General features: G+C 48.9%; 19 protein-coding genes. 9 read left to right on the forward strand and 10 right to left on the reverse strand.

Features of this window, described 5'->3' with window-relative positions; translation table 11 throughout:
• Positions 1 to 136 precede the first annotated feature (136 nt).
• A complete protein-coding gene (locus B5F07_RS08780; RefSeq protein ID WP_087160910.1) occupies positions 137 to 1,249 on the forward strand; it encodes a tyrosine-type recombinase/integrase in 1,113 nt (370 codons plus the stop codon).
• Between the two features lie 103 nt (positions 1,250 to 1,352).
• On the opposite strand, the gene B5F07_RS08785 is transcribed toward B5F07_RS08780, so the two are convergent.
• Positions 1,353 to 1,577 (reverse strand): hypothetical protein, encoded by a 225-nt coding sequence (locus B5F07_RS08785; RefSeq protein ID WP_087160911.1) that lies wholly within the window; start codon positions 1,575 to 1,577, stop codon positions 1,353 to 1,355.
• 27 nt (positions 1,578 to 1,604) lie between these two features.
• Positions 1,605 to 2,063 carry an Lrp/AsnC family transcriptional regulator gene (locus B5F07_RS08790; RefSeq protein WP_087160912.1) on the reverse strand — a complete coding sequence of 153 codons (459 nt, stop codon included), beginning with the start codon at positions 2,061 to 2,063 and terminating at the stop codon, positions 1,605 to 1,607.
• A 329-nt stretch (positions 2,064 to 2,392) separates the two neighbouring features.
• Here B5F07_RS08790 and B5F07_RS08795 point away from each other — a divergent pair, with 329 nt between their 5' ends.
• On the forward strand, positions 2,393 to 3,616 hold the full coding sequence (locus B5F07_RS08795; RefSeq protein WP_162613084.1) for a transposase: 1,224 nt from the start codon (positions 2,393 to 2,395) through the stop codon (positions 3,614 to 3,616).
• Positions 3,617 to 3,909: 293 nt separating this feature from the next.
• Positions 3,910 to 5,259 carry an MATE family efflux transporter gene (locus tag B5F07_RS08800; RefSeq protein WP_087160914.1) on the forward strand — a complete coding sequence of 450 codons (1,350 nt, stop codon included), beginning with the start codon at positions 3,910 to 3,912 and terminating at the stop codon, positions 5,257 to 5,259.
• On the opposite strand, the gene B5F07_RS23695 is transcribed toward B5F07_RS08800, so the two are convergent.
• On the reverse strand, positions 5,219 to 5,365 hold the full coding sequence (locus B5F07_RS23695; protein ID WP_442911412.1) for a helix-turn-helix domain-containing protein: 147 nt from the start codon (positions 5,363 to 5,365) through the stop codon (positions 5,219 to 5,221). The genes B5F07_RS08800 and B5F07_RS23695 overlap by 41 nt on opposite strands.
• 157 nt (positions 5,366 to 5,522) lie before the next feature.
• On the reverse strand, positions 5,523 to 6,371 hold the full coding sequence (locus B5F07_RS08810) for an SDR family NAD(P)-dependent oxidoreductase (protein ID WP_162613086.1): 849 nt from the start codon (positions 6,369 to 6,371) through the stop codon (positions 5,523 to 5,525).
• A 134-nt stretch (positions 6,372 to 6,505) separates the two neighbouring features.
• Here B5F07_RS08810 and B5F07_RS08815 point away from each other — a divergent pair, with 134 nt between their 5' ends.
• Positions 6,506 to 7,063 (forward strand): TetR/AcrR family transcriptional regulator, encoded by a 558-nt coding sequence (locus tag B5F07_RS08815; protein WP_140397999.1) that lies wholly within the window; start codon positions 6,506 to 6,508, stop codon positions 7,061 to 7,063.
• Between the two features lie 72 nt (positions 7,064 to 7,135).
• Here the strand turns inward: B5F07_RS08815 and B5F07_RS08820 are convergent, their stop codons facing one another.
• Entirely contained in the window at positions 7,136 to 9,022 is a 1,887-nt protein-coding gene (locus B5F07_RS08820) for a heavy metal translocating P-type ATPase (RefSeq protein ID WP_087160918.1), read from the reverse strand.
• Between the two features lie 45 nt (positions 9,023 to 9,067).
• Entirely contained in the window at positions 9,068 to 9,286 is a 219-nt protein-coding gene (locus B5F07_RS08825; protein WP_087160919.1) for a cation transporter, read from the reverse strand.
• 258 nt (positions 9,287 to 9,544) lie between these two features.
• Here B5F07_RS08825 and B5F07_RS08830 point away from each other — a divergent pair, with 258 nt between their 5' ends.
• The 4 genes from B5F07_RS08830 to B5F07_RS08845 all read left to right on the forward strand — a co-directional run bounded on the left by B5F07_RS08830 (position 9,545) and on the right by B5F07_RS08845 (position 12,860).
• A complete protein-coding gene (locus B5F07_RS08830; protein WP_087160920.1) occupies positions 9,545 to 10,432 on the forward strand; it encodes a LytTR family transcriptional regulator DNA-binding domain-containing protein in 888 nt (295 codons plus the stop codon).
• Between the two features lie 36 nt (positions 10,433 to 10,468).
• A complete protein-coding gene (locus B5F07_RS08835; protein ID WP_087160921.1) occupies positions 10,469 to 11,182 on the forward strand; it encodes a hypothetical protein in 714 nt (237 codons plus the stop codon).
• A 122-nt stretch (positions 11,183 to 11,304) separates the two neighbouring features.
• Entirely contained in the window at positions 11,305 to 12,144 is an 840-nt protein-coding gene (locus B5F07_RS08840) for an ABC transporter ATP-binding protein (RefSeq protein WP_087160922.1), read from the forward strand.
• The gene (locus B5F07_RS08845; protein ID WP_087160923.1) at positions 12,141 to 12,860 is read left to right on the forward strand and encodes an ABC transporter permease; all 720 of its coding nucleotides are present in this window, start codon (positions 12,141 to 12,143) and stop codon (positions 12,858 to 12,860) included. Before B5F07_RS08840 ends, B5F07_RS08845 begins: the two co-directional genes overlap by 4 nt.
• Positions 12,861 to 12,869: 9 nt before the next feature.
• On the opposite strand, the gene B5F07_RS08850 is transcribed toward B5F07_RS08845, so the two are convergent.
• The 3 genes from B5F07_RS08850 to B5F07_RS08860 form a co-directional block, all read right to left on the reverse strand.
• Positions 12,870 to 13,817, reverse strand: a complete 948-nt coding sequence (locus B5F07_RS08850) for a CobW family GTP-binding protein (protein ID WP_087160924.1) — start codon at positions 13,815 to 13,817, stop codon at positions 12,870 to 12,872.
• A gap of 2 nt (positions 13,818 to 13,819) precedes the next feature.
• Positions 13,820 to 15,187 (reverse strand): uroporphyrinogen decarboxylase family protein, encoded by a 1,368-nt coding sequence (locus tag B5F07_RS08855; protein ID WP_330397771.1) that lies wholly within the window; start codon positions 15,185 to 15,187, stop codon positions 13,820 to 13,822.
• A 105-nt stretch (positions 15,188 to 15,292) separates the two neighbouring features.
• On the reverse strand, positions 15,293 to 16,276 hold the full coding sequence (locus B5F07_RS08860) for a radical SAM protein (RefSeq protein ID WP_242972477.1): 984 nt from the start codon (positions 16,274 to 16,276) through the stop codon (positions 15,293 to 15,295).
• A 181-nt stretch (positions 16,277 to 16,457) separates the two neighbouring features.
• On the opposite strand from B5F07_RS08860, the gene B5F07_RS08865 reads away from it, so the two are divergent.
• A complete protein-coding gene (locus tag B5F07_RS08865; RefSeq protein WP_087160926.1) occupies positions 16,458 to 16,814 on the forward strand; it encodes an ArsR/SmtB family transcription factor in 357 nt (118 codons plus the stop codon).
• A gap of 151 nt (positions 16,815 to 16,965) precedes the next feature.
• Here the strand turns inward: B5F07_RS08865 and B5F07_RS08870 are convergent, their stop codons facing one another.
• Positions 16,966 to 19,080 (reverse strand): glutamine synthetase III family protein, encoded by a 2,115-nt coding sequence (locus B5F07_RS08870; RefSeq protein ID WP_087160927.1) that lies wholly within the window; start codon positions 19,078 to 19,080, stop codon positions 16,966 to 16,968.
• Positions 19,081 to 19,116: the final 36 nt, after the last annotated feature.

Below are 19,116 nucleotides of genomic sequence, written 5' to 3' on the forward strand. Positions count from 1 at the left end.
TTATCAGCGTATTTATCCGTAAGTAACATAATGGAAAACCCCCTTTTTCTTTAGAGTAACACAAAGGGGAAATATATAAAATAAACTTTTCCGGTTTATCCGGGTTAGGGGAAGGAGAGAGGACGGCAGAGCTGTAATGGGGTCTGTTTACGGAAAAAAGTACAGCGATGTGAAGCGGCAGCTGACTTTAGTGAAAGCCGGATTGTACGGAGAAGGCAGTGTCCGCAGAATTTTTGAAAAAGGAACGTTCCGTGACTGGGCGGAGTACTGGCTTGAGATCCTGGCGAAGCCGCGTGTCAGACCGGGAACATATGCCGGGTACTGCAGAAATGTACGAAATCATATGTATCCGTTTATCGGTGAAATGCAGCTTGCCGATATTACAGGCAGGCATATTCAGGATATGGTAAGTGAGCTTCAGGGAAAACTGGCATCCGGGACGCTTCGCGGTATCTGCCGTCTTCTGAAAGCAATCCTTGACGCGGCCTGTGCCAGAAAATACATCGAATGCAATCCATACCATGGCATCAGAATTCCGGGAATGGAAAAGCAGGCCCCGCGGATCCTGACCCGGTCAGAGCAGAAAAAGGTAGAACAGACTGCCATGGCGGAAGAAAAAGAGGAGTATATCATATGTCTGTATACCGGACTGCGGGTTGGCGAACTCTGTGCGCTGAAGTGGAGCGATGTTGATCTGGACAGTCGGGTTCTTCACGTAAGAAATTCTGTGCAGCGGATTCCGGTCGGGTATTTGTCCGGCAGGATGGGAGAACTTACAGGAAAAGGTGAATTCTCGGAAGCAGGAGGAGAACGTTCAGCAGTAGGAGACGAACATTCGGAGAAGACGGCTCTGGTCATCGGAAGACCAAAATCAGCATCATCGGTCAGGGAGATTCCGGTATCTGATCATCTGGCAGAAATTTTAGAAACCAAAAGGGCGAGAGAGCAGGGGCTGGGCAGCGAATTTTTATTTCCCGGTACCAGGAAAAAATTCCGGGATCCCCGTTCCATGCAGATCGGCATTTCATCAATGTGCAGGAAAATGGGAATAGAAGGCGTTCATATGCATACGCTCAGACATACATTTGCAACGCGCTGTCTCGAAAAAAATGTGAATTATCAGGTTTTAAGCGAGTTTCTCGGACACTCTTCTCCCGGAATTACAATGGAACACTACTCCCACTGTACATTTGAGTCAAAGCGTGAAAATATCGCCCGGCTGGAACCGGACAACAGCGAGGCAGAATAAGAAAAATACAATAGACGTCAGAAGTGGTCAGAACAGTGAAAAATATCGCGCAGTTCCGCTGATTCCGGGGATGCTTCGCAATCTGGGATAATTTGCGAAACTTTTACACACAAACAAAACGGATGTGCCCTGTACCGGAGATTTTCTCTCCGATACGGAACACATCCGTTTTGTTTTCTATCCTCTCAACACCCGTCGCAATTATTGCACAAATGTGCAGTGCCAATTTCTTCAGTTTTCTCGCTAGTACAATATCTTTTCCTGATTTTTTCTTAAAAATCACACAAAATGCGTGAATATAGCGCATCTCAGCAGCATATTTTTTCATTTTTCCAGTGTCGGGAATCTCACGGCGCTACAGCCGCAGTCCTTTGATATCCTTGATCCTCGACAGGATCACATTGCAGCTGCACTCCCTGACTCCCGGAAGCTTATCCATTGTCCCGCAGATCAGTTCTTCCATCTCTTCCCCGGAGGATGCCACCGCATGTACATGAAGTCTGCTCTTCCCGGTAACCCGGTAGATCTGTGTGATAATACTATTTTTCTCCAGAATCTCCGCCACCTTCCCGACTGCATCCGGCTCCGCCTCAATTTCAAAATAACAGGACACCGCCCCACTGATCTTCTGGGGATTAATAATCGTCGTATATTCCTCGATGATCCCTTTCTGCTCCAGAGCCTGCACCCGCATCTTAGCCGCCACCCGGGAGATTCCCGTCTGCTGTCCGATTTCTGAGTATGACATTCTGGCATTCTTGATCAGAAGTTCAACGATCTTCTTGTCCAGTTCATCCAGTCCATCCAAAAACATTGATCTATGCCTCCTCTTTGTTGCGCTTTCGCGTCTTACCGAAAAATGTGATATTCATATTCTATCATACATCGCTTCCTGCTTCCACCTCTCCGGTATTCCCTTTTTATCACTTTTGTCGCTCCGTCCAGTTCTGACAGGTAAAAATAATTCGCACTAAAACCTATTGAAAATACACAGCTTCACTGCGAAAATATAAGTATACCAAAAAAGTTTTTCACAGTGAGGCTGAAATGGGAAGAAAAGAACAAAGAATACAAAAGAAACTTGAAAAAAATCCAATTGGAGAACTCAACAAAATACAAAACAGATATTATAGTCAGCTGTTTTTGAAGTTTGCACAGACAAAGGATCCCCGGCATCCGGGCTATATCACATATACAAACCGGATGATGCTGGGGACTTTATATTATAAAGGGATCGCAGGAATTGACAGTATGCAGGAAATGACGGACCAGTTTAATGATGAGAAGGTTTCTAAAAATCTGTCTATATTTATAGGTGAAAAAGCAGGAGATTATGTTCCGCACCATGTAACAGAGAATGAATATCTGGAAAGGCTTGATCCTATGGAGCTGGAAGAGATCAAGCAGGATCTGGTGTATCACCTGATCCGGAGGCGATGCTTTGAGGATGCAAGATATAAAAAGAAATGGCTGGTTATAGTGGACGGGACGCAGCTATACTGCGGGAAGAGGAAACTGAATGAGCATTGTCTGGAACGGTGCTGCAATAAGGGGACAGACAAAGAGGTCACACTGTATCACCGGGATGTGCTGGAGGCGAAGATCTTCTTTGGGGAAAAGCTGGTAGCCAGTATAGGGAGTGAATTTATCGAGAATAACGGGGAAGACCGGAAACGCCAGGAAAAAATGAGTGCGGAGGAGATCAAACAGGATTGTGAGACCAAAGCATTTGCCCGATTGGCAGGACGGATCAAGAAGAGATTCCCACGTCTGCCGATCCTGCTGCTGGCAGACAGTCTATATGCATCAAAACCGGTTATGGATCTGTGCAGGGAATATAAGTGGGAATTCCTGATCCGATATAAAAAGGGAAGTATTCCGGGCATAGCGGAAGAATACGAAAAGATACCGGAAAAAGGGAAAACAGAGAAAGCTGAATTCGTGAATGATATTGATTATAATGGCAAACCGGTACACGTATTAAGATATCGGGAAGAAAAGGATGGGGAAACAACAGAATTCCAATGGCTGAGCAGCATAAGAATTACCAAAAGGAATGCGGAAAAGATGGCGGAAACAGGAAGAAAGCGTTGGAAGATAGAGAACGAAGGATTCAACCGGCAGAAGAACTGGCAGGGAAGCATTACCCATACATGCAGCTGGAACGACCAGGCACAGAAGAACCATTATCTGATGGCACAGATCTCAGATTTTATGAAACAGTTGTATGAGTATTATTATCTGGAGAAAAAAGGGATCAAAAAGAAGCAAAAAAATATATCTTCTGATTTGTTAGCCAGCTTTGGTCGGCAACTAACAAAAGAAGATATATTCCCAGTTGATGAAAATACACAGTCATTCAACTGAGATAAGTATAGCAAAGGAAGTGATGCCTGCCAAGAGGAAAATGAACTGAATTATCCACAAAAAGGAGAAATTCGGTCATTAGGCCCTTAAAAGTGGATAACTTCGGAAGAATAGCAAGTGTTGTGGATAACTTATTTTTTCTTATGAAATTCATTGGCATATGGCAGGCAAAAATATTTCACCGTTTAAAACTGCGCTCCGTCATTTTTAATTGACATATCATAGTATCAGTTCTATAATTTTCCTACAAATGTTAATTTATATATTACGAAAAGAAAGCTGTGTGAATACATATGGAAACAAAACTGACCCGGGGACCGGTCATGAAAACCATGCTGAAATTTGCCGTTCCCATGATCCTGGGGGATCTCCTGCAACAGTGCTACAACATTGCCGACACCGTAATCGTCGGGCGTTTTCTCGGGGAAAATGCCCTTGCCGCCGTGGGATCTGCCTTCTCCCTGATGACATTCCTCACTTCCATCCTCCTCGGCCTCGCCATGGGAAGCGGAACAGTCTTCTCCATTCGTTTCGGAGAAAAGGACCATAAGGGACTCAAAGAGGGCATTCTTGCCTCCTTCGTGCTGCTTGCCGCTGTGACGGTTGTCCTGAATATCCTGGTTTTTGCAGGAATCGACGGAATCATCTGGTTTCTGCGCACTCCGGAAGAGCTGATCGGCATGATGAAGGAGTATCTGGTTGTGATCTTCGCCGGACTGGTGGGAATCTTCCTCTATAACTTCTTTGCCTCCCTGCTCCGCTCCCTGGGGAACTCCGTCGTTCCTCTCGCCTTTCTCGCCGTCTCTGCCCTGCTTAATATCGCCCTGGATCTCTGGTTCGTGGCCGGTCTGAATTTCGGCGTGTCGGGAGCTGCCGCAGCCACCGTGATCTCTCAGTATGTATCCGGCATCGGCATTGCCCTGTATACCATGGTGAAGTTTCCTCATCTGCTGCGCCGTGAGCCGTCTGTCCGGCTGCGGATGTCCCGGGTGAAAGAGATCACCAGTTTTTCTGCCCTGACCTGCCTGCAGCAGTCCATCATGAATCTGGGAATCCTCGCCGTCCAGGGACTGGTCAACAGTTACGGCACCACGATCATGGCTGCCTTTGCGGCAGCGGTCAAGATCGACGCCTTTGCCTATCTGCCGGTACAGGATTTCGGAAATGCATTTTCCATCTTCATTGCCCAGAATTTCGGGGCAAAAGAGACGGAGCGGATAAAAAAAGGGATCAGGACCGCTGTCCTGACCTCTGTAATCTTCAGCCTCATCGTTTCCGCGCTTGTCTTTGTATTTGCCGAACCGCTGATGACGCTCTTTATCGATGCAGGAGAAACTGCAGTTATATCCGAAGGCGTGCGCTACCTGCGGATTGAAGGTGCGTTCTATGCGCTGATCGGTATCCTGTTCCTGCTCTACGGACTGTACCGGGCGCTTGGCAGGCCCGGCATGTCTGTAGTTTTAACGATTATGTCCCTGGGCACACGTGTGGCACTCGCCTATGCTCTGTCTGCAATTCCTTTCATCGGAGTCGTAGGTATCTGGTGGTCCGTCCCCATCGGATGGTTTCTGGCAGACGCCCTGGGAATCGGCTACTTCTTTGCTAAACGTGTTTTGACGGAGGATAACCGAAATAATTCTTAAATGCAGCCACGAACGCAGAGTAGGTGTTATACCCCACCATCTCTGCGACTTTCGTGGCTTTCATTTTCTCTCTTCCGAGCAGATCCAAAGCCATCTCCATCCGCATCCCCAGGATATAGTGCCCGATGGATTTGTCCACTGTTCTACATTACTGATATCGTGAAAATCTGCATCGCTCTCCTTAATCTCCACGATAAAAGTGTTGATCGTCTTCGTCCTCGTCCCCTCTTCCCACTGCCGGAATCTTTCATTTCTTCCTTTCTTTACTTAATCAGTTTCATTCCTTTCGCCATCATCTTCTCGAATGCATTCTCTCCGATCAGCCTCTGTACCGGAGCCTGCCATGCAGAAGATTTTGCCATATAGCGTATCTTCATTTTTCTGGCGTTAAGCGCTTTCAAAATAACTTTCGCCACCTCCTCCGGTTCCTCCGCCTGATCGATCACACTGTTGATAAAATCAAGGCTCGGCGCAAGTTTATCGTAATACACCTTTTTGATTTCATCTCCCATCCGGTCCCATGTCTTTTTTGTATTTTCTTCCGGATTTGCCGTCATAGGCGTCTTCATTCCCACAGGCTCTATACTTGTCGCCTGGATTCCAAAGGGCATCATCTCATAGCGCAGAGTATTGGTAATCCCTTCTACAGCGAATTTACTGATCAGATAGACCGATGTAAATACTGCCGGTGTACGTACCCCGGCAGAAACATTAACCACACGGGCAGGACCGTATTTGCGCAGCAGCGGCAGGAAAGAGCGTACCATGTTCAGCGTTCCGGTTATATTCGTATCAAATACAAGCTTCGCATTTTCCGGGGATACCCCTTCGATCAGGCCGCCTCCCGGTCCCGCAATTCCCGCAACATTAATCAGTGCCGACAGTCCTTTTTCTCCCAGGTCTTTTCCCACAAAATCCCGGGCGGCATCCGTCTGCCTGTAGTCAGATATATCCAGCACAATCGGGGTAATGCCCAGTTTCTTAAGTTCTGCATCTGACTGGCTTTCAATAATCGTTCCATACACTTTCCATCCCTGCTCTTTCAGCATCTTTGCCGTAGCGAATCCCAGCCCGCTTCCGGCACCAGTCACCAGAGCACTTCTCGTTTCCATAATTTTTCCGCCTCCTGCTATTGTTTTCCCTCCCATTTTAGCTTAAAATATTTAATAATCACACAGCAATTATTCAGCAATATGTTCGTTATTTTCCCTCAGGCGGAATATATTTTTGTGAAATGGAGATTGTAATGAAGAATACAGAAGATCTGCGCATCGCGAAAACCCGGCAGAAGCTTAAGGGCGCGCTGCTTCACCTTATGGAAATCCGTTCTCTCAATGACATTACTGTTTCCCTGCTCTGCAGGGAAGCTCACATCAACCGGAATACCTTTTATGCCCATTATTCGATTCCTTCTGATGTCCTGGATGAAATCTTCGCAGAACATGATCAGACTGTCGTTGACCAGATCCGCAATACTGTTTCCTGTTCAGACTACACCCTGCTTTTGAAAGATATCTGCCGCACAATGTATGAAGACAGGGAATTCACCACTCTCATCTGCAAAAGCAACATCGGGCTTCAGTACCTTTACCATGTAATGGAGATTGCCAACCAGACCATCTTACACATATTTCGTGATCAGGGAATTCACAGAAGTTCTGATCTGGAGTTCATCAATCGATTTGCGACCGGCGGTACTCTTCTGATCATATTCGACTGGTGTATGAACGGGATGAAAGAAGATCCTGACCTGCTCGCAGAAAGGCTTAACAAAATTGACACCTACGTACTGGAACGCTGGTAGATAAAACGGCGGCAAAAGGCACCCATTCCCTTTTACCGCCGTCTTAATATAACAGCATTCAAAAATATTCTTTTACAGCTTCTTCACAAACAGCGCCCGGATCGCGTTGAGCACAGCGATAATCATCACGCCCACATCCGCGAAGATCGCAAGCCACATGTTAGCGATGCCGACTGCTCCGAGCAGCAGGCAGATCAGCTTGATTCCGATGGCAAACACGATATTCTCGTACACAATCCGCAAACATTTCCTGGAAATCCGGATCGCCTTGACAATCTTCATGGGATCGTCATCCATCAGGACAACATCTGCCGCCTCGATCGCCGCATCGGATCCCATGGCGCCCATGGCGATACCGATATCCGCCCGGGAAAGTACCGGAGCGTCGTTGATACCGTCTCCAACAAAGGCAACCACATCACCCTCCCGCTTATTGCGGATAATCTCTTCTACCTTCTCAACCTTTCCCGCAGGCAGGAGCTCACTGTACACTTCATCGATTCCCAGATCCCCTGCGACCTGATCCGCCACTTTCTTCGCGTCACCGGTCAGCATCACTGTCTTTCTTACTCCTGATGCTTTCAGCGCTGAGACGGCTTCTTTCGAGTGCGGCTTTACGATATCGGAGATCAGGATATGTCCTGCATATGCTCCGTTTACCGCCATATGGATGATCGTTCCCACATGATGGCAGGGGATGAATTTTATACCAAGCCGCTTCATCAGCTTCTCATTTCCCGCCGCCACTTCCACGCCGTCCACCTTCGCGGTCACGCCGTTTCCGCTGATTTCCTCGATATCGCTTACCCTGGAACGGTCGATCTCTTTTCCGTAAGCCCGCTGCAGGCTCCTGCTGATGGGATGGGAAGACGCGCTCTCTGCCAGAGCCGCGTACTCAAGAAGTTTCGCATCCTCCATGGCATTATGGTGGATGCCGTTTACCTCAAATACACCCTGGGTCAGCGTTCCGGTCTTGTCAAATACCACACATTTCGTCTTGGAAAGTGTCTCCAGATAATTGGATCCCTTCACAAGAACTCCCGCATTGCTGGCACCTCCGATACCTGCAAAGAAGCTCAACGGAATACTGATCACCAGTGCACACGGACAGCTGATAACAAGGAATGTCAGCGCCCGGTAAATCCAGTTGCCCCACGCCGCGTCAGTCCCCATGACAAACATCCGCACAAGCGGCGGAAGGACTGCCAGCGCCAGTGCCGCATAGCAGACTGCAGGGGTGTAGACCCTGGCAAATTTCGAGATAAAATCTTCGGATCTGGACTTTCTCGAGCTCGCATTCTCCACCAGATCCAGAATCTGGGAAACGGTGGACTCCCCGAACTCTTTCGTGGTCCGGATCTTCAGCACGCCCGACATATTGATGCATCCGCTGATAATCTCGTCTCCCTCTTTCACATCTCTCGGGAGACTCTCCCCGGTAAGCGCGCTCGTGTTCAGAGTAGAACTTCCCGATATCACCACACCGTCGATGGGCACTTTCTCGCCCGGCTGAACAATAATCGCAGAACCGATCTCCACTTCGTCCGGATCCACTTTCTCAAGTTTTCCGTCTTTCTCGATATTTGCATAGTCCGGCCGGATATCCATAAGCTCGCTGATATTTCTGCGGCTCTTTCCCACCGCATAGCTCTGGAACCACTCGCCCACCTGATAGAACAGCATAACCGCGATGGCCTCGGTATAATCGCCGCTCTGTTCGTAAATCGCAAGGGCAATCGCTCCGATCGTCGCCACCGCCATCAGGAAGCTCTCGTCAAATACCTGCCTGTTTTTGATTCCTTTTCCCGCTTTGATCAGGATATCATACCCGATCACGAGATACGGAACCAGATATAAAATGAAACGGAGCCATCCCGTAACCGGAACAAAATTCAGCGCGATCATAAGCACTGCCGCGATGATAATCCGTATCAGCATCTTTTTCTGCTTCTTATTCATAACAAACTATCCCTCTCCTCTGAAAATAAAGGCTCTGTCTGTATTTTATAAAAAGATCTCGCAGTCGTCCTCAACTTTCTTACAGTTCTTCCGCACTTCCTGCATAACTGCCTTCGGCTCCTGTCCCTCTTCAAACTCCACATTCATCTTCAATGTCATAAAATTCACGGTCGCGTCTTTTACTCCGGCTGTCTTCTTTGCAGCTTCCTCCATCTTGTTCGCACAGTTTGCACAGTCCACATCGATTTTATAAGTCTTTTTCATTGTAATGGCTCCTTTCGCACACGCCTTCATTTAAACAATTAAATATTTATTTAATTGTTGTAATCATAATACACCCGGCAAACTGCAAAGTCAATACTGTTTTATAATCTTTTTCAATGTTTTATCAGGCTATCTTCTATCATTCATTTATTATCTTGCCAATTCCGCCTGACTCCGATAGAATAGAATCGTCTATACACGGACTACTTTATTATTATATATACACAGAACCAGCTTATTATACAAGGAGATAAGGCCATGGACAACAACCATTTTCCCGAAGCAGGACAGCTTATTCAAAGCGGAAAGCCCGTCCACTTTGAAGGGCCGCTCAGTACCGTTCCCCTGCTTCAGAAATGTTTCACTCCCAGTGACGGATTTGTGGAGGACAGCGGCGCGCTCTATGACAACATGAGCATAAAACAGTATCTGAGTTTCTTTGCCGGATTATCCGGATCAAAGCAGCAGCTTGACTCTGCAGTGGAGCAGATGCATCTGGCAGATATTCTGAAAAAGAAAATTTCAAAATGCTCGGACGGAGAGAAGGTCCGTCTCCGTATTGCCCGGGAAATCTCAAAAGGCGCGGAAGATTTCTTTCTTGTCAATCCCATAGCTTTTGCTGACGAAGAATCCAAGAAAATTATTCTCGGATGGATGGAAACCTTCTATGAGAAAAACGGACGGCTTGCCACTCTTTCAGTCTCCCACCGGGACACCTGTATCTGTCCGGGCGGACACTATGAAATTCTTGAAGAGGGTATCCGCTGCATCGACCAGCCTGAAGTGACAGATGAGAATCCTGATCTTCCGGTCATAAGCAAGATTTCCGTTTCTTACAATGAAAAAACCTTTCTCTTCAATCCCGAGGAGATCGATTATGTGGAGGCAAATGACGGAAAAGTCTACGTCTACGTCAGGCAGGAACAGTATCTCGGTTCCTATAAAATGAGTGAACTGGAAGAGAAACTGACAAAATTCGGCTTCTTCCGCTGCCACCGTTCTTACATTGTTAACATGCAGAAAGTGACCGAGCTTGTAAAATGGACCCGGAACTCCTACTCCCTGCGGCTTATCGGCTACGGGAAAACCGACGTGCCCTTAAGCAAGGGGAAAATTCAGGAACTCCGCGGCATGTACGAGTTCTAATGCGGCAAATTATAACAGAACCAGGAGGAAATTACTGTGAAAAAATTCTGTACACTGCTGAAGAAAGACCTGTGGACGTTCTGCACACATAAGGTCATCTGCGCGATCACCCTGATTCCGCCGTTTCTCGCGGTTATCTTCCGGCTTGTCATCGATGACCCGGATCTCGTTCTGCTCACCTGCGGGCTCTTTAATATGGTACTCTCATCCGTCTATCTCCATCCGCTCCTGATCGCGGATGAGAAAGCACGGGGTACCCTGCCTCTGCTTTTCCGCTCAGGTGTGGACGAAAATCTGTTTATTGGAGCAAAAGCTGCCGCATCAGTCATTCAGGACATTATCACCGCCATGGTTATCTTTCTGATCTCCGGAGCATCGCTTTCCCTGCTGCCCGGCTATCTGCTCTTTAACCTGCTTATCATGGCAACCCTTCTGCCCTGCGGACTAATCACAGCCGTCTTTGCAAAAGAAGAAAATGACACCCATGTGCTTTCCACCCCCGTGATGTGCATTTTCTATATCCCGCCCGTTTTTGCCGCCTGGACTTCCATTTTCAATGCGGCATCTCTGTTTCTTCCCACCGGCGCAGTCGGGCTTATCCTCCCGGCTCTCTCCCGGGAGTACGGATACCGTGAGGTTTCCCTGATGCAGGCTCTGGCACTCTGCCTGATCTGGTTCGCAGCAGGTATCTTTGTACTCTATATCATTTACAGAAAAAGAAGATGCTTTTTTATTTCTTCCGACAGGTGAGTGGCATCTCCACTCACCTGTTCCAGTGCTCCATTCATCCCTTCCCGGACTCCATTCACCCCTGAAATAAGGCAGAATTCTCCGAAAAGCCTAAGATAGAGACTGTAAGGAGGACAAAAGCCATGACAAACATAATCAAAGTAAACCAACTGACAAAAATATTTGGAAACACAAAGGCACTTGACCACTGTGACCTGGAAGTAAAGAAAGGAGAGATCTTCGGATACCTGGGACCTTCCGGAGCAGGCAAGACAACTACCATCAAACTGCTGACCGGCCAGCTCCACAGCGACGGCGGAGAAATTACCGTACTGGGAAAGAACCCCTTTTCTCCGGAGATCCGTCATCAGATCGGAATCATGAGCGATATGAGCGGTCTCTATGAGAAGATGACAGTCTATGAGAACCTGGATATCTTCGCAGACATTTACGGTATCACAGATAAGAAAAGGAAGATTGAGAAAGCCCTGGCGTCCGTCGAACTGCTTGACGCCGGAAAAAAGAAGGTGGAAAAACTCTCGCGGGGCATGAAACAGCGTCTTGTATTTGCCCGGACTATCATCCACAGCCCGAAGCTTCTCTTTCTGGATGAGCCTACGGCGAACCTGGATCCCGCTACCGCAGATGAGATCCGCGCCCTGATCCGACAGCTCAACGATAACGGCACAACTGTATTTCTCACCACCCACAATATGGAAGAAGCGGACGAGCTCTGCCACCGGATTGCTCTGCTCAACAAAGGGAAAATCGTGGAATGTGGCTCCCCTGAGGAACTGAAGCTGAAATATTCCAGAAAAAAAGTCGTGATCACATCCACAGACGGGACAAAAGAAATTCCGCTCGACAAATCTGACATTATCCGCGAACTGGAAGGAACCGCTGACCTGCTGATGATCCACTCGGAGGAACCCAGCTTAAGAGACGTATTTCTTACACTGACAAAGGAGGCTTATGCATCATGAATGGAAAAATCATCCGTACTCTGTTTAAAAAAGATCTGAAATCCTGCCTGACAAACAAAACCATCCTGTTAAGCGTGCTGATCCCTGTCTTCTTCTGCCTGCTCTACCGCTTTCTGTTCAGCGGTCTCGGAGAAGGTCTGGAGGACTTTGTGCTCAACGCATGCGCGGTATTCGCCATCTCCATCGTCCCCACCAGTATCCTTCCGGTCATGATCGCAGAAGAAAAAGAGAAATACACGCTCCGCTCTCTCATGCTCGCCCGGGTAAGCGGCGGTGAATTTCTCTTCTCGAAAATTGCCGTCTGCCTGCTGCTGACTCTGGCAGACGCCGCAGCCGTATATTTTCTCTCCGCCGGCAGGCCGGAAGACTTTCTGATGTACACAGCCATTATCCTGTTAAGCTCGGCAGGGCTCTGTTTCCTTGGAGCCATCGCAGGGCTGACCGCGAAAGACCAGGCGTCTGCGGGCACCATCTCCGCACCTCTGACGCTGCTCGCCATGCTGCCGCCCCTGTTTGCCGGATTCAATGACACGATCGGAAAAATCGCGGTTATTTTCCCGACCACGTCCTACCAGACGCTCTTCACCTCCGCCTCATCGGACAGCAGCCTCACCTCAGGCAGAAACCTGGCTGCACTTGCGGTGTGCGCGGTGTGGATCATCGGAGGAGCGGTTCTGTTCAACCTGTTTTACCGGAAAAAGGGCGTAGACTGCTGATTCTGTCTGTCAGTGGAAATCATATTTCTCCACCACATCCGGATACCACTCCATCGCCTTTTTCACTGATTTTCTCACAGGAAGTCCGTAGCCGGAGAGCACCACAAGTGCATTGTCACTCTGCTCCTTCGGCCTGCACTCCTGTGCATGGAACATATTTCCCACACAGTCTGTCAGATACCACTGCCCCTGCAGGCACACGAATCCCTTGACTCTGTAGGTGTCCTCAATAAACATCTCGACAAACTTCTGCAGCTTTTCCAGGGAAATATCCCGGTTAATATACAGAAGCCCTTTGCGCAGAGTGATATCCGCGCTCTGGAAGATGGCTTCCGGACTATCCGCCCCGGTACTTCCCGCTCCGGCGCTTTGCGCCCGCTCCATCTGCTTCAGCCATTCCGGCTCGATCCGTCCGTACGAAGTCAGATGCACCGGAAGATCCGGACGCTGGGCGCGGATCATCTGTTTTACCTGCTCCGCCTGTTCCGCCGGAACCATATCTGTTTTATTCAGAAGGATCATATCGCTTACATTGATCTGCTTCTTCACCACGCGGGCAGTCTCGTACACCTTCCGGAAATTCACGGCATCTGCCAGGCAGATACTTCCCCGGTATTCCACACCGGGGAATTTATCTTTCTGTCCCAGAATCTTCTTAACGTTGGTGGGATCAGACAGCCCGGACGCCTCGACGACAATAACATCCGGCTCCGTCCCGAGCACGGAGGCAAGCACTTCCTCAAATCTGTCCAGACGGCAGGAGCAGAAGATGGAACCGTTGTTGATCTCATCCAGAACCGCCCCGACTTCCCGGAGCAGTTCGCCGTCCACGCCTTCCTTCCCGAACTCATTTACGATTACATGGATTCTCTCTCCGGGAAACATTTTCAGAAAGCCTTTTAAAAAAGTAGTCTTTCCCGCCCCGAGAAATCCTGTTACCAGATATAACCTGCTCATATTCACATCACAGCCCGGATCGCATCGTCCAGCTCTTCCCTGGAAGGAACGACAGACCGGAATTTCAGCTCTCCGTTGATATAAATGGAAGGAAGATTGGGTACTCCCATCTTCTTGCAGCGCGCAATATTTTCCTTCACGGTATATTTGTACTCAACCATGTCGATGGCATCGCCAAATTCTTTCTTAGCCTCATTGGCAGCCCCCATCATATAGGTGCAGGCGGCACAGGTTGCGGAATCCAGGGTGAACACTTCCACAAGCGGTTTCTCAAGGTGCGCATAATCCGGCAGCTCCACGTCAATGTCGTCGTCCTGAGCCACATAGTTTTTCAGGATCTCGCGCACGGAATCCGTCTCGTTGACAGCCTGAACGATTCCGATTGTATTTTCCACCGGCACGTCGTAAGGCATGTCGCATCCCGGCGCCAGGATAAAGTTTCTCTTGTCCTCCAGCCGGTCGAGCAGATCAACGACAAACTTCATATTATCCTGCTGACTTCCATGAAGCATAACCGTTGTCAGAGGAATGTTTCCTCCGATTGCAATGTTGTAACGGTCTGTGATCTTCTTTGCCGCGATCAGATCCACATTCTCATCAATACAGATGGAATCCGGCGCAGTCTCACACATCACCTCGATATTTTTTGTAGCGTCGCCGCATACAAAGAATGCGGAATACGCGCCCTGCTCTTTGATATGGCGGAACAGTTCTGCAAACGGCTCGTGCATGAACTCCTCAAAATGAGCCGGGGATATCTGGGAGATCAGCGGATCTACCACCGCGATCACATCCATGCCCGCCTCAATGTAGTAATCCGCCATCTTCATGGCAACCGCACAGCAGTACTTCAGGAATTCCTTCACCGCATCCTCATCGTCATACATGTCCATAAAAATGTCATTTCCCCTGAGATGGGTCGCCAGTGTAAACGGACCGCAGATCAGCCCGTACAGTGCCGTTGTCTCGCCGACAGCCTCTTTCATTCTTCTCATGACATTGAGAATCATCGGGATTCTGCCGGATTCTTTTGTCGGAATTGTACAGTAGCACGGTGTTACGAGCTCATCCTCTCCTTCCAGGGGATGTTTCGCCACCGACGGCGGGGCATCGTCTGCCCATACCAGATCGCAGCCGAGGCATTCCGCCTCCACCTGAAGGTCAAAGATAACCGGCTGTCCCGACGGTTTATAGAGCCGGTTCACCTCCATCAGCGATTCAAACAGCTTGTCCTCATCCTGCAGGACCTCAGTTGCGGTGTATCCTTTCAGCTTTCCCGCGTGAACGCCTGCAAAGGGAACCCATGCCACTTTCGGCGTTTCCTCGTGTTTCAGTGTGCGGATCAAGATCTCCTTCTGTGTCATTTTCATATCCTCTCTTTCATGCTTATCTGATTTTTTATATTATTGTGATTTTTATTTTTGTAATTTTTATTTTTGCAATTTTTTACATTGTTCCGATATTCTTCTTCTGCTCTATCTCGTCCTGTATCCCACCTGCCGGAGCATTTCTTTTACATCCGCGATGGAACATCCCCGGTTCATCCCTGTTTCCACCGCACAGTCCCTTGGATTAATGCCGATTTCCGCATAGAGCTGGTTCACTCCCGCAAGGAGTGTTATCTGCTTGGGCTCATGCACGTTCATCGACGTCTTCGGTCTGGTCACAAGCCGCGTAACCGCCGCGATCTTCGTCAGTTCCAGATCCGTGATCTCCCCTCTTTCATAGAGAGGCGTTCCCTTCACACACACCCGTTTCATACAGGCCATGATATTCACATCATACTCCCGCGCCCGCAGCATCTCCCCTGCGATCTGTTCATATGTATGCTCCGGTCCGATAGGTTCCACGCAGTATATCAGCTCCAGTCCCGCGCTGCGCACCGCGTCCAGTGTGCGGATTCTATCAGCCGGGTCAAGATCCGTGTCAATTCCCTCGTTCAGGCGGACGATGTGGTAAACTCCGGTAACGCCTGCCTCTTTCAGCCTCCGCGCCGTCTCTTCTCCGAAGTCGCCGATGTTGGCAACCAGCATCACATCCTCCGGCAGAACCGCCTTTACGCTTCTGGAAATTTCCAGGAATTTTTCAATATCATAATCCGCCGTGGTCATCAGAAACAGCGCGTCGATTCCCTGTGCGGCTGCCCTTTTGGCTTCCTCCACAACCTCAGTCTCTGTCTTTTCTGTCTCTTCCTCCACAACGAAATTGTCCAGCCCCATGGAACAGAATCTGCAGTTTCCCGGGCACGGCCTGCTGTTCAATCCGATCTGAACGAAGACATAGCCCCGGTTTTTGTATTCCCTGTATGTCAGTTCCTGAGCTTTTGCCAGCAGACGGTAAAAATCAGAAGAGCCGTTTTCTATATTCAAAAGTTCCACTGCATTTTCCAACGTCAGATTTTCGTCTCTGTCCACTTTGGAAAAGAGCATATCGATTGCCTCACTTCTCTGACTGCTCATTGTCCATACCTCCATATTTTTCTTTATTTTACTTCTTCCCCCGGTTTACTTTTAGTAATTTTTTTGTATAATCAAAAAAAATTCAGTCTTTTTATTCACAGACCGGTTCACATTTGACAACATCCCGCCGGAATATTATTATAGAAAGAAACGGTTTACATATTTACAGGGAGGTTTTCACATGAATCAGCAGTTACCGCACGATCACGGTCAGAATGTCGCTGAAAAGTTCAGTCATATGCCGAAAACAGAAGAATTTCAGATTGTATCAGATATTTTCAAACAGCTCGGTGACGGAAGCCGGATCCGGATCTTCTGGCTCCTGTGCCACTGCGAGGAATGTGTGACCAATATTTCCGCCCTTGTGGATATGAGCAGCCCGGCAGTCTCCCACCATCTGAAGCAGTTGAAGAGCGCCGGGCTGATTGTCAGCCGCCGGGACGGCAAGGAAGTGTATTATAAAGCCGCGGACACGGAGCAGGCGGATCTGCTGCACCACATGATCGAGAAGATGGTACAGATCACCTGCCCGTCGTAAAAACGGAAAAACATCCATATAAAAACCATTTAAAAATCCGCAAAAAGAAAACCCCGCAGCCAGCCGCCTTTTTTAGGCAGCCCGCTGCGGGGTTTTCTTATCTTTCAAATATATTCTTTGCCAGGGAAAGAGATTTTCCTGTCCTCAGATCCTACACCTCAAAGATCAGATCTCCGTAGGACGGCATCGGCCATGCTTCCTTATCCACAATCATCTCCAGTTTGTCAACCGGTGCGCGGAGTGCCTCCATAGCCGGAACAACATCAGAGTGATAGAAGTTCGCCTGTACGGATCCCTCTTCTTTTGCTGCAGCCTCGTCTGTCACTTTCACCAGCGCATCCAGAGCCTTCTTTGTCTCGCCCATAAGCTCTGTTACCTGTGCCAGGCAGTCTTTCTGTACGCTCGCGTCAGCTCCCGCTGCCGTCACCGCATTGATCGTATCCGCAAGTGTCTTTGTATATTTGATGAAAGCCGGCATAAACTGCTTGCTCGCCATGTCGATCATAGTGCGTGCCTCAATATTGATTGCCTTCGCATATGTCTCATACTGGATCTCCGCACGGGATCTGAGCTCAGCCTCTGTGAACACGCCGAATCTCTCGAACAGACTGATCGCTGTATCCGTCACCATAGCCGGGATTGCTTCAACCATGGAGCGGATGTTCGGAAGTCCTCTTCTCGCCGCTTCCTCAACCCATGCCTCGGAATACCCGTCGCCATTGAAGACGATTCTCTGATTCTCTGTCGCATACTCTTTGATCAGATCATGTACCGCCTTGTCAAAATCATCTGCCTTTTCAAGCACATCGCAGGTATCCGCAAAAGCCTCGGCAACGATGGTGTTGAGCACGATATTCGGAGAAGCGATGGAATCGCGGGATCCGACCATACGGAACTCGAATTTGTTTCCCGTAAACGCAAACGGCGATGTACGGTTTCTGTCTGTCGCGTCTTTTTCCAGGTCCGGAAGTGTGCTGACTCCCGTCTCCAGCTTTCCTCCTTTCAGGCTGTGCGTCGCCTCTCCCGTGCTGATAAGCTGTTCCAGCACATCCTCAAGCTGCTCGCCGAGGAAGATGGAAATGATGGCCGGCGGTGCCTCATTCGCTCCAAGTCTGTGGTCATTTCCCGGATCGGCGGCAGACTCTCTGAGCAGATCCGCATGCATGTTTACCGCTCTTAAAATACAGGTAAGCACAAGCAGGAACTGGGTATTCTCATGGGGTGTCTTGCCCGGATCAAGCATGTTGATTCCGTCATCGGTAGTGATGGACCAGTTGTTATGCTTGCCGGAACCATTGACTCCCGCAAACGGCTTCTCATGGAGCAGACACTTCAGTCCATGCTGGCATGCCACTCTCTTTAACGTCTGCATTACAAGCTGGTTGTGGTCAACAGCAATATTTGCCTCTGCGTAGATCGGCGCCAGCTCGTGCTGCGCAGGCGCAACCTCATTGTGCTGAGTCTTCGCCGTAACACCAACCTTCCACAGTTCCTCATTGACGTCTTTCATAAATGCCGCGATCCTCTGGCGGATCGTTCCGAAATAGTGGTCATCAAGCTCCTGTCCTTTCGGCGGCATTGCTCCAAAGAGTGTACGTCCTGTATAGATCAGGTCTTTTCTCTCCATAAACTTCTCTGCATCCACAAGGAAGTATTCCTGCTCCGGTCCAACAGACGGAGTCACTTTCTTTGACGTCGTATTTCCGAACAGTCTGAGAAGCCTCAGCGCCTGTTTATTGATCGCTTCCATGGAGCGCAGAAGCGGGGTTTTCTGGTCAAGCGCCTCTCCTGTGTAGGAGCAGAATGCGGTAGGAATACACAGTGTTGCTCCGCCTGCATCCTGTCTTACGAATGCCGGAGAAGTGCAGTCCCATGCCGTATATCCTCTTGCCTCGAATGTCGCCCTGAGTCCTCCTGACGGGAAGGAAGAAGCGTCCGGCTCTCCTTTGATCAGTTCTTTTCCGGAAAAGCTCATCAGTACTTTTCCGCTCGGAAGCGGCGCTGAAATAAAGGAATCCTGTTTCTCTGCGGTCACGCCGGTCAGCGGCAGGAACCAGTGTGTATAATGGGTTGCGCCTTTTTCAATCGCCCATTCTTTCATCTCATGTGCAATAACATCAGCGGTCTCGAGATCAAGTTCTTTTCCTTCCTCAATGGTCTTTTTCAGATTTTTGTAAACCTTCTTTGGCAGACGTTCCTGCATAACAGCATCGTTAAACACATTCTCGCCAAAGATCTCTGCAACATTGATCAATTCTGTGCTCATATTAAATCCCTTCCTTTTTGTCTTCTTTTTCACTGC

The organism is Lachnoclostridium sp. An169 (genome assembly GCF_002160525.1).
Classification (GTDB): Bacteria; Bacillota; Clostridia; order Lachnospirales; family Lachnospiraceae; genus Mediterraneibacter; species Mediterraneibacter cottocaccae.

What these genes read in the sequence shown, in the direction of transcription:
- B5F07_RS08780 (WP_087160910.1), top strand. Translation starts at nt 137, where the DNA reads ATGGGGTCTGTTTACGGAAAAAAGTACAGCGATGTGAAGCGGCAGCTG.
- B5F07_RS08785 (WP_087160911.1), bottom strand. Translation starts at nt 1,577, where the DNA reads ATGAAAAAATATGCTGCTGAGATGCGCTATATTCACGCATTTTGTGTG.
- B5F07_RS08790 (WP_087160912.1), bottom strand. Translation starts at nt 2,063, where the DNA reads ATGTTTTTGGATGGACTGGATGAACTGGACAAGAAGATCGTTGAACTT.
- B5F07_RS08800 (WP_087160914.1), top strand. Translation starts at nt 3,910, where the DNA reads ATGGAAACAAAACTGACCCGGGGACCGGTCATGAAAACCATGCTGAAA.
- B5F07_RS23695 (WP_442911412.1), bottom strand. Translation starts at nt 5,365, where the DNA reads ATGCGGATGGAGATGGCTTTGGATCTGCTCGGAAGAGAGAAAATGAAA.
- B5F07_RS08810 (WP_162613086.1), bottom strand. Translation starts at nt 6,371, where the DNA reads ATGGAAACGAGAAGTGCTCTGGTGACTGGTGCCGGAAGCGGGCTGGGA.
- B5F07_RS08815 (WP_140397999.1), top strand. Translation starts at nt 6,506, where the DNA reads ATGAAGAATACAGAAGATCTGCGCATCGCGAAAACCCGGCAGAAGCTT.
- B5F07_RS08820 (WP_087160918.1), bottom strand. Translation starts at nt 9,022, where the DNA reads ATGAATAAGAAGCAGAAAAAGATGCTGATACGGATTATCATCGCGGCA.
- B5F07_RS08825 (WP_087160919.1), bottom strand. Translation starts at nt 9,286, where the DNA reads ATGAAAAAGACTTATAAAATCGATGTGGACTGTGCAAACTGTGCGAAC.
- B5F07_RS08830 (WP_087160920.1), top strand. Translation starts at nt 9,545, where the DNA reads ATGGACAACAACCATTTTCCCGAAGCAGGACAGCTTATTCAAAGCGGA.
- B5F07_RS08840 (WP_087160922.1), top strand. Translation starts at nt 11,305, where the DNA reads ATGACAAACATAATCAAAGTAAACCAACTGACAAAAATATTTGGAAAC.
- B5F07_RS08845 (WP_087160923.1), top strand. Translation starts at nt 12,141, where the DNA reads ATGAATGGAAAAATCATCCGTACTCTGTTTAAAAAAGATCTGAAATCC.
- B5F07_RS08850 (WP_087160924.1), bottom strand. Translation starts at nt 13,817, where the DNA reads ATGAGCAGGTTATATCTGGTAACAGGATTTCTCGGGGCGGGAAAGACT.
- B5F07_RS08855 (WP_330397771.1), bottom strand. Translation starts at nt 15,187, where the DNA reads ATGAAAATGACACAGAAGGAGATCTTGATCCGCACACTGAAACACGAG.
- B5F07_RS08860 (WP_242972477.1), bottom strand. Translation starts at nt 16,276, where the DNA reads ATGAGCAGTCAGAGAAGTGAGGCAATCGATATGCTCTTTTCCAAAGTG.
- B5F07_RS08865 (WP_087160926.1), top strand. Translation starts at nt 16,458, where the DNA reads ATGAATCAGCAGTTACCGCACGATCACGGTCAGAATGTCGCTGAAAAG.
- B5F07_RS08870 (WP_087160927.1), bottom strand. Translation starts at nt 19,080, where the DNA reads ATGAGCACAGAATTGATCAATGTTGCAGAGATCTTTGGCGAGAATGTG.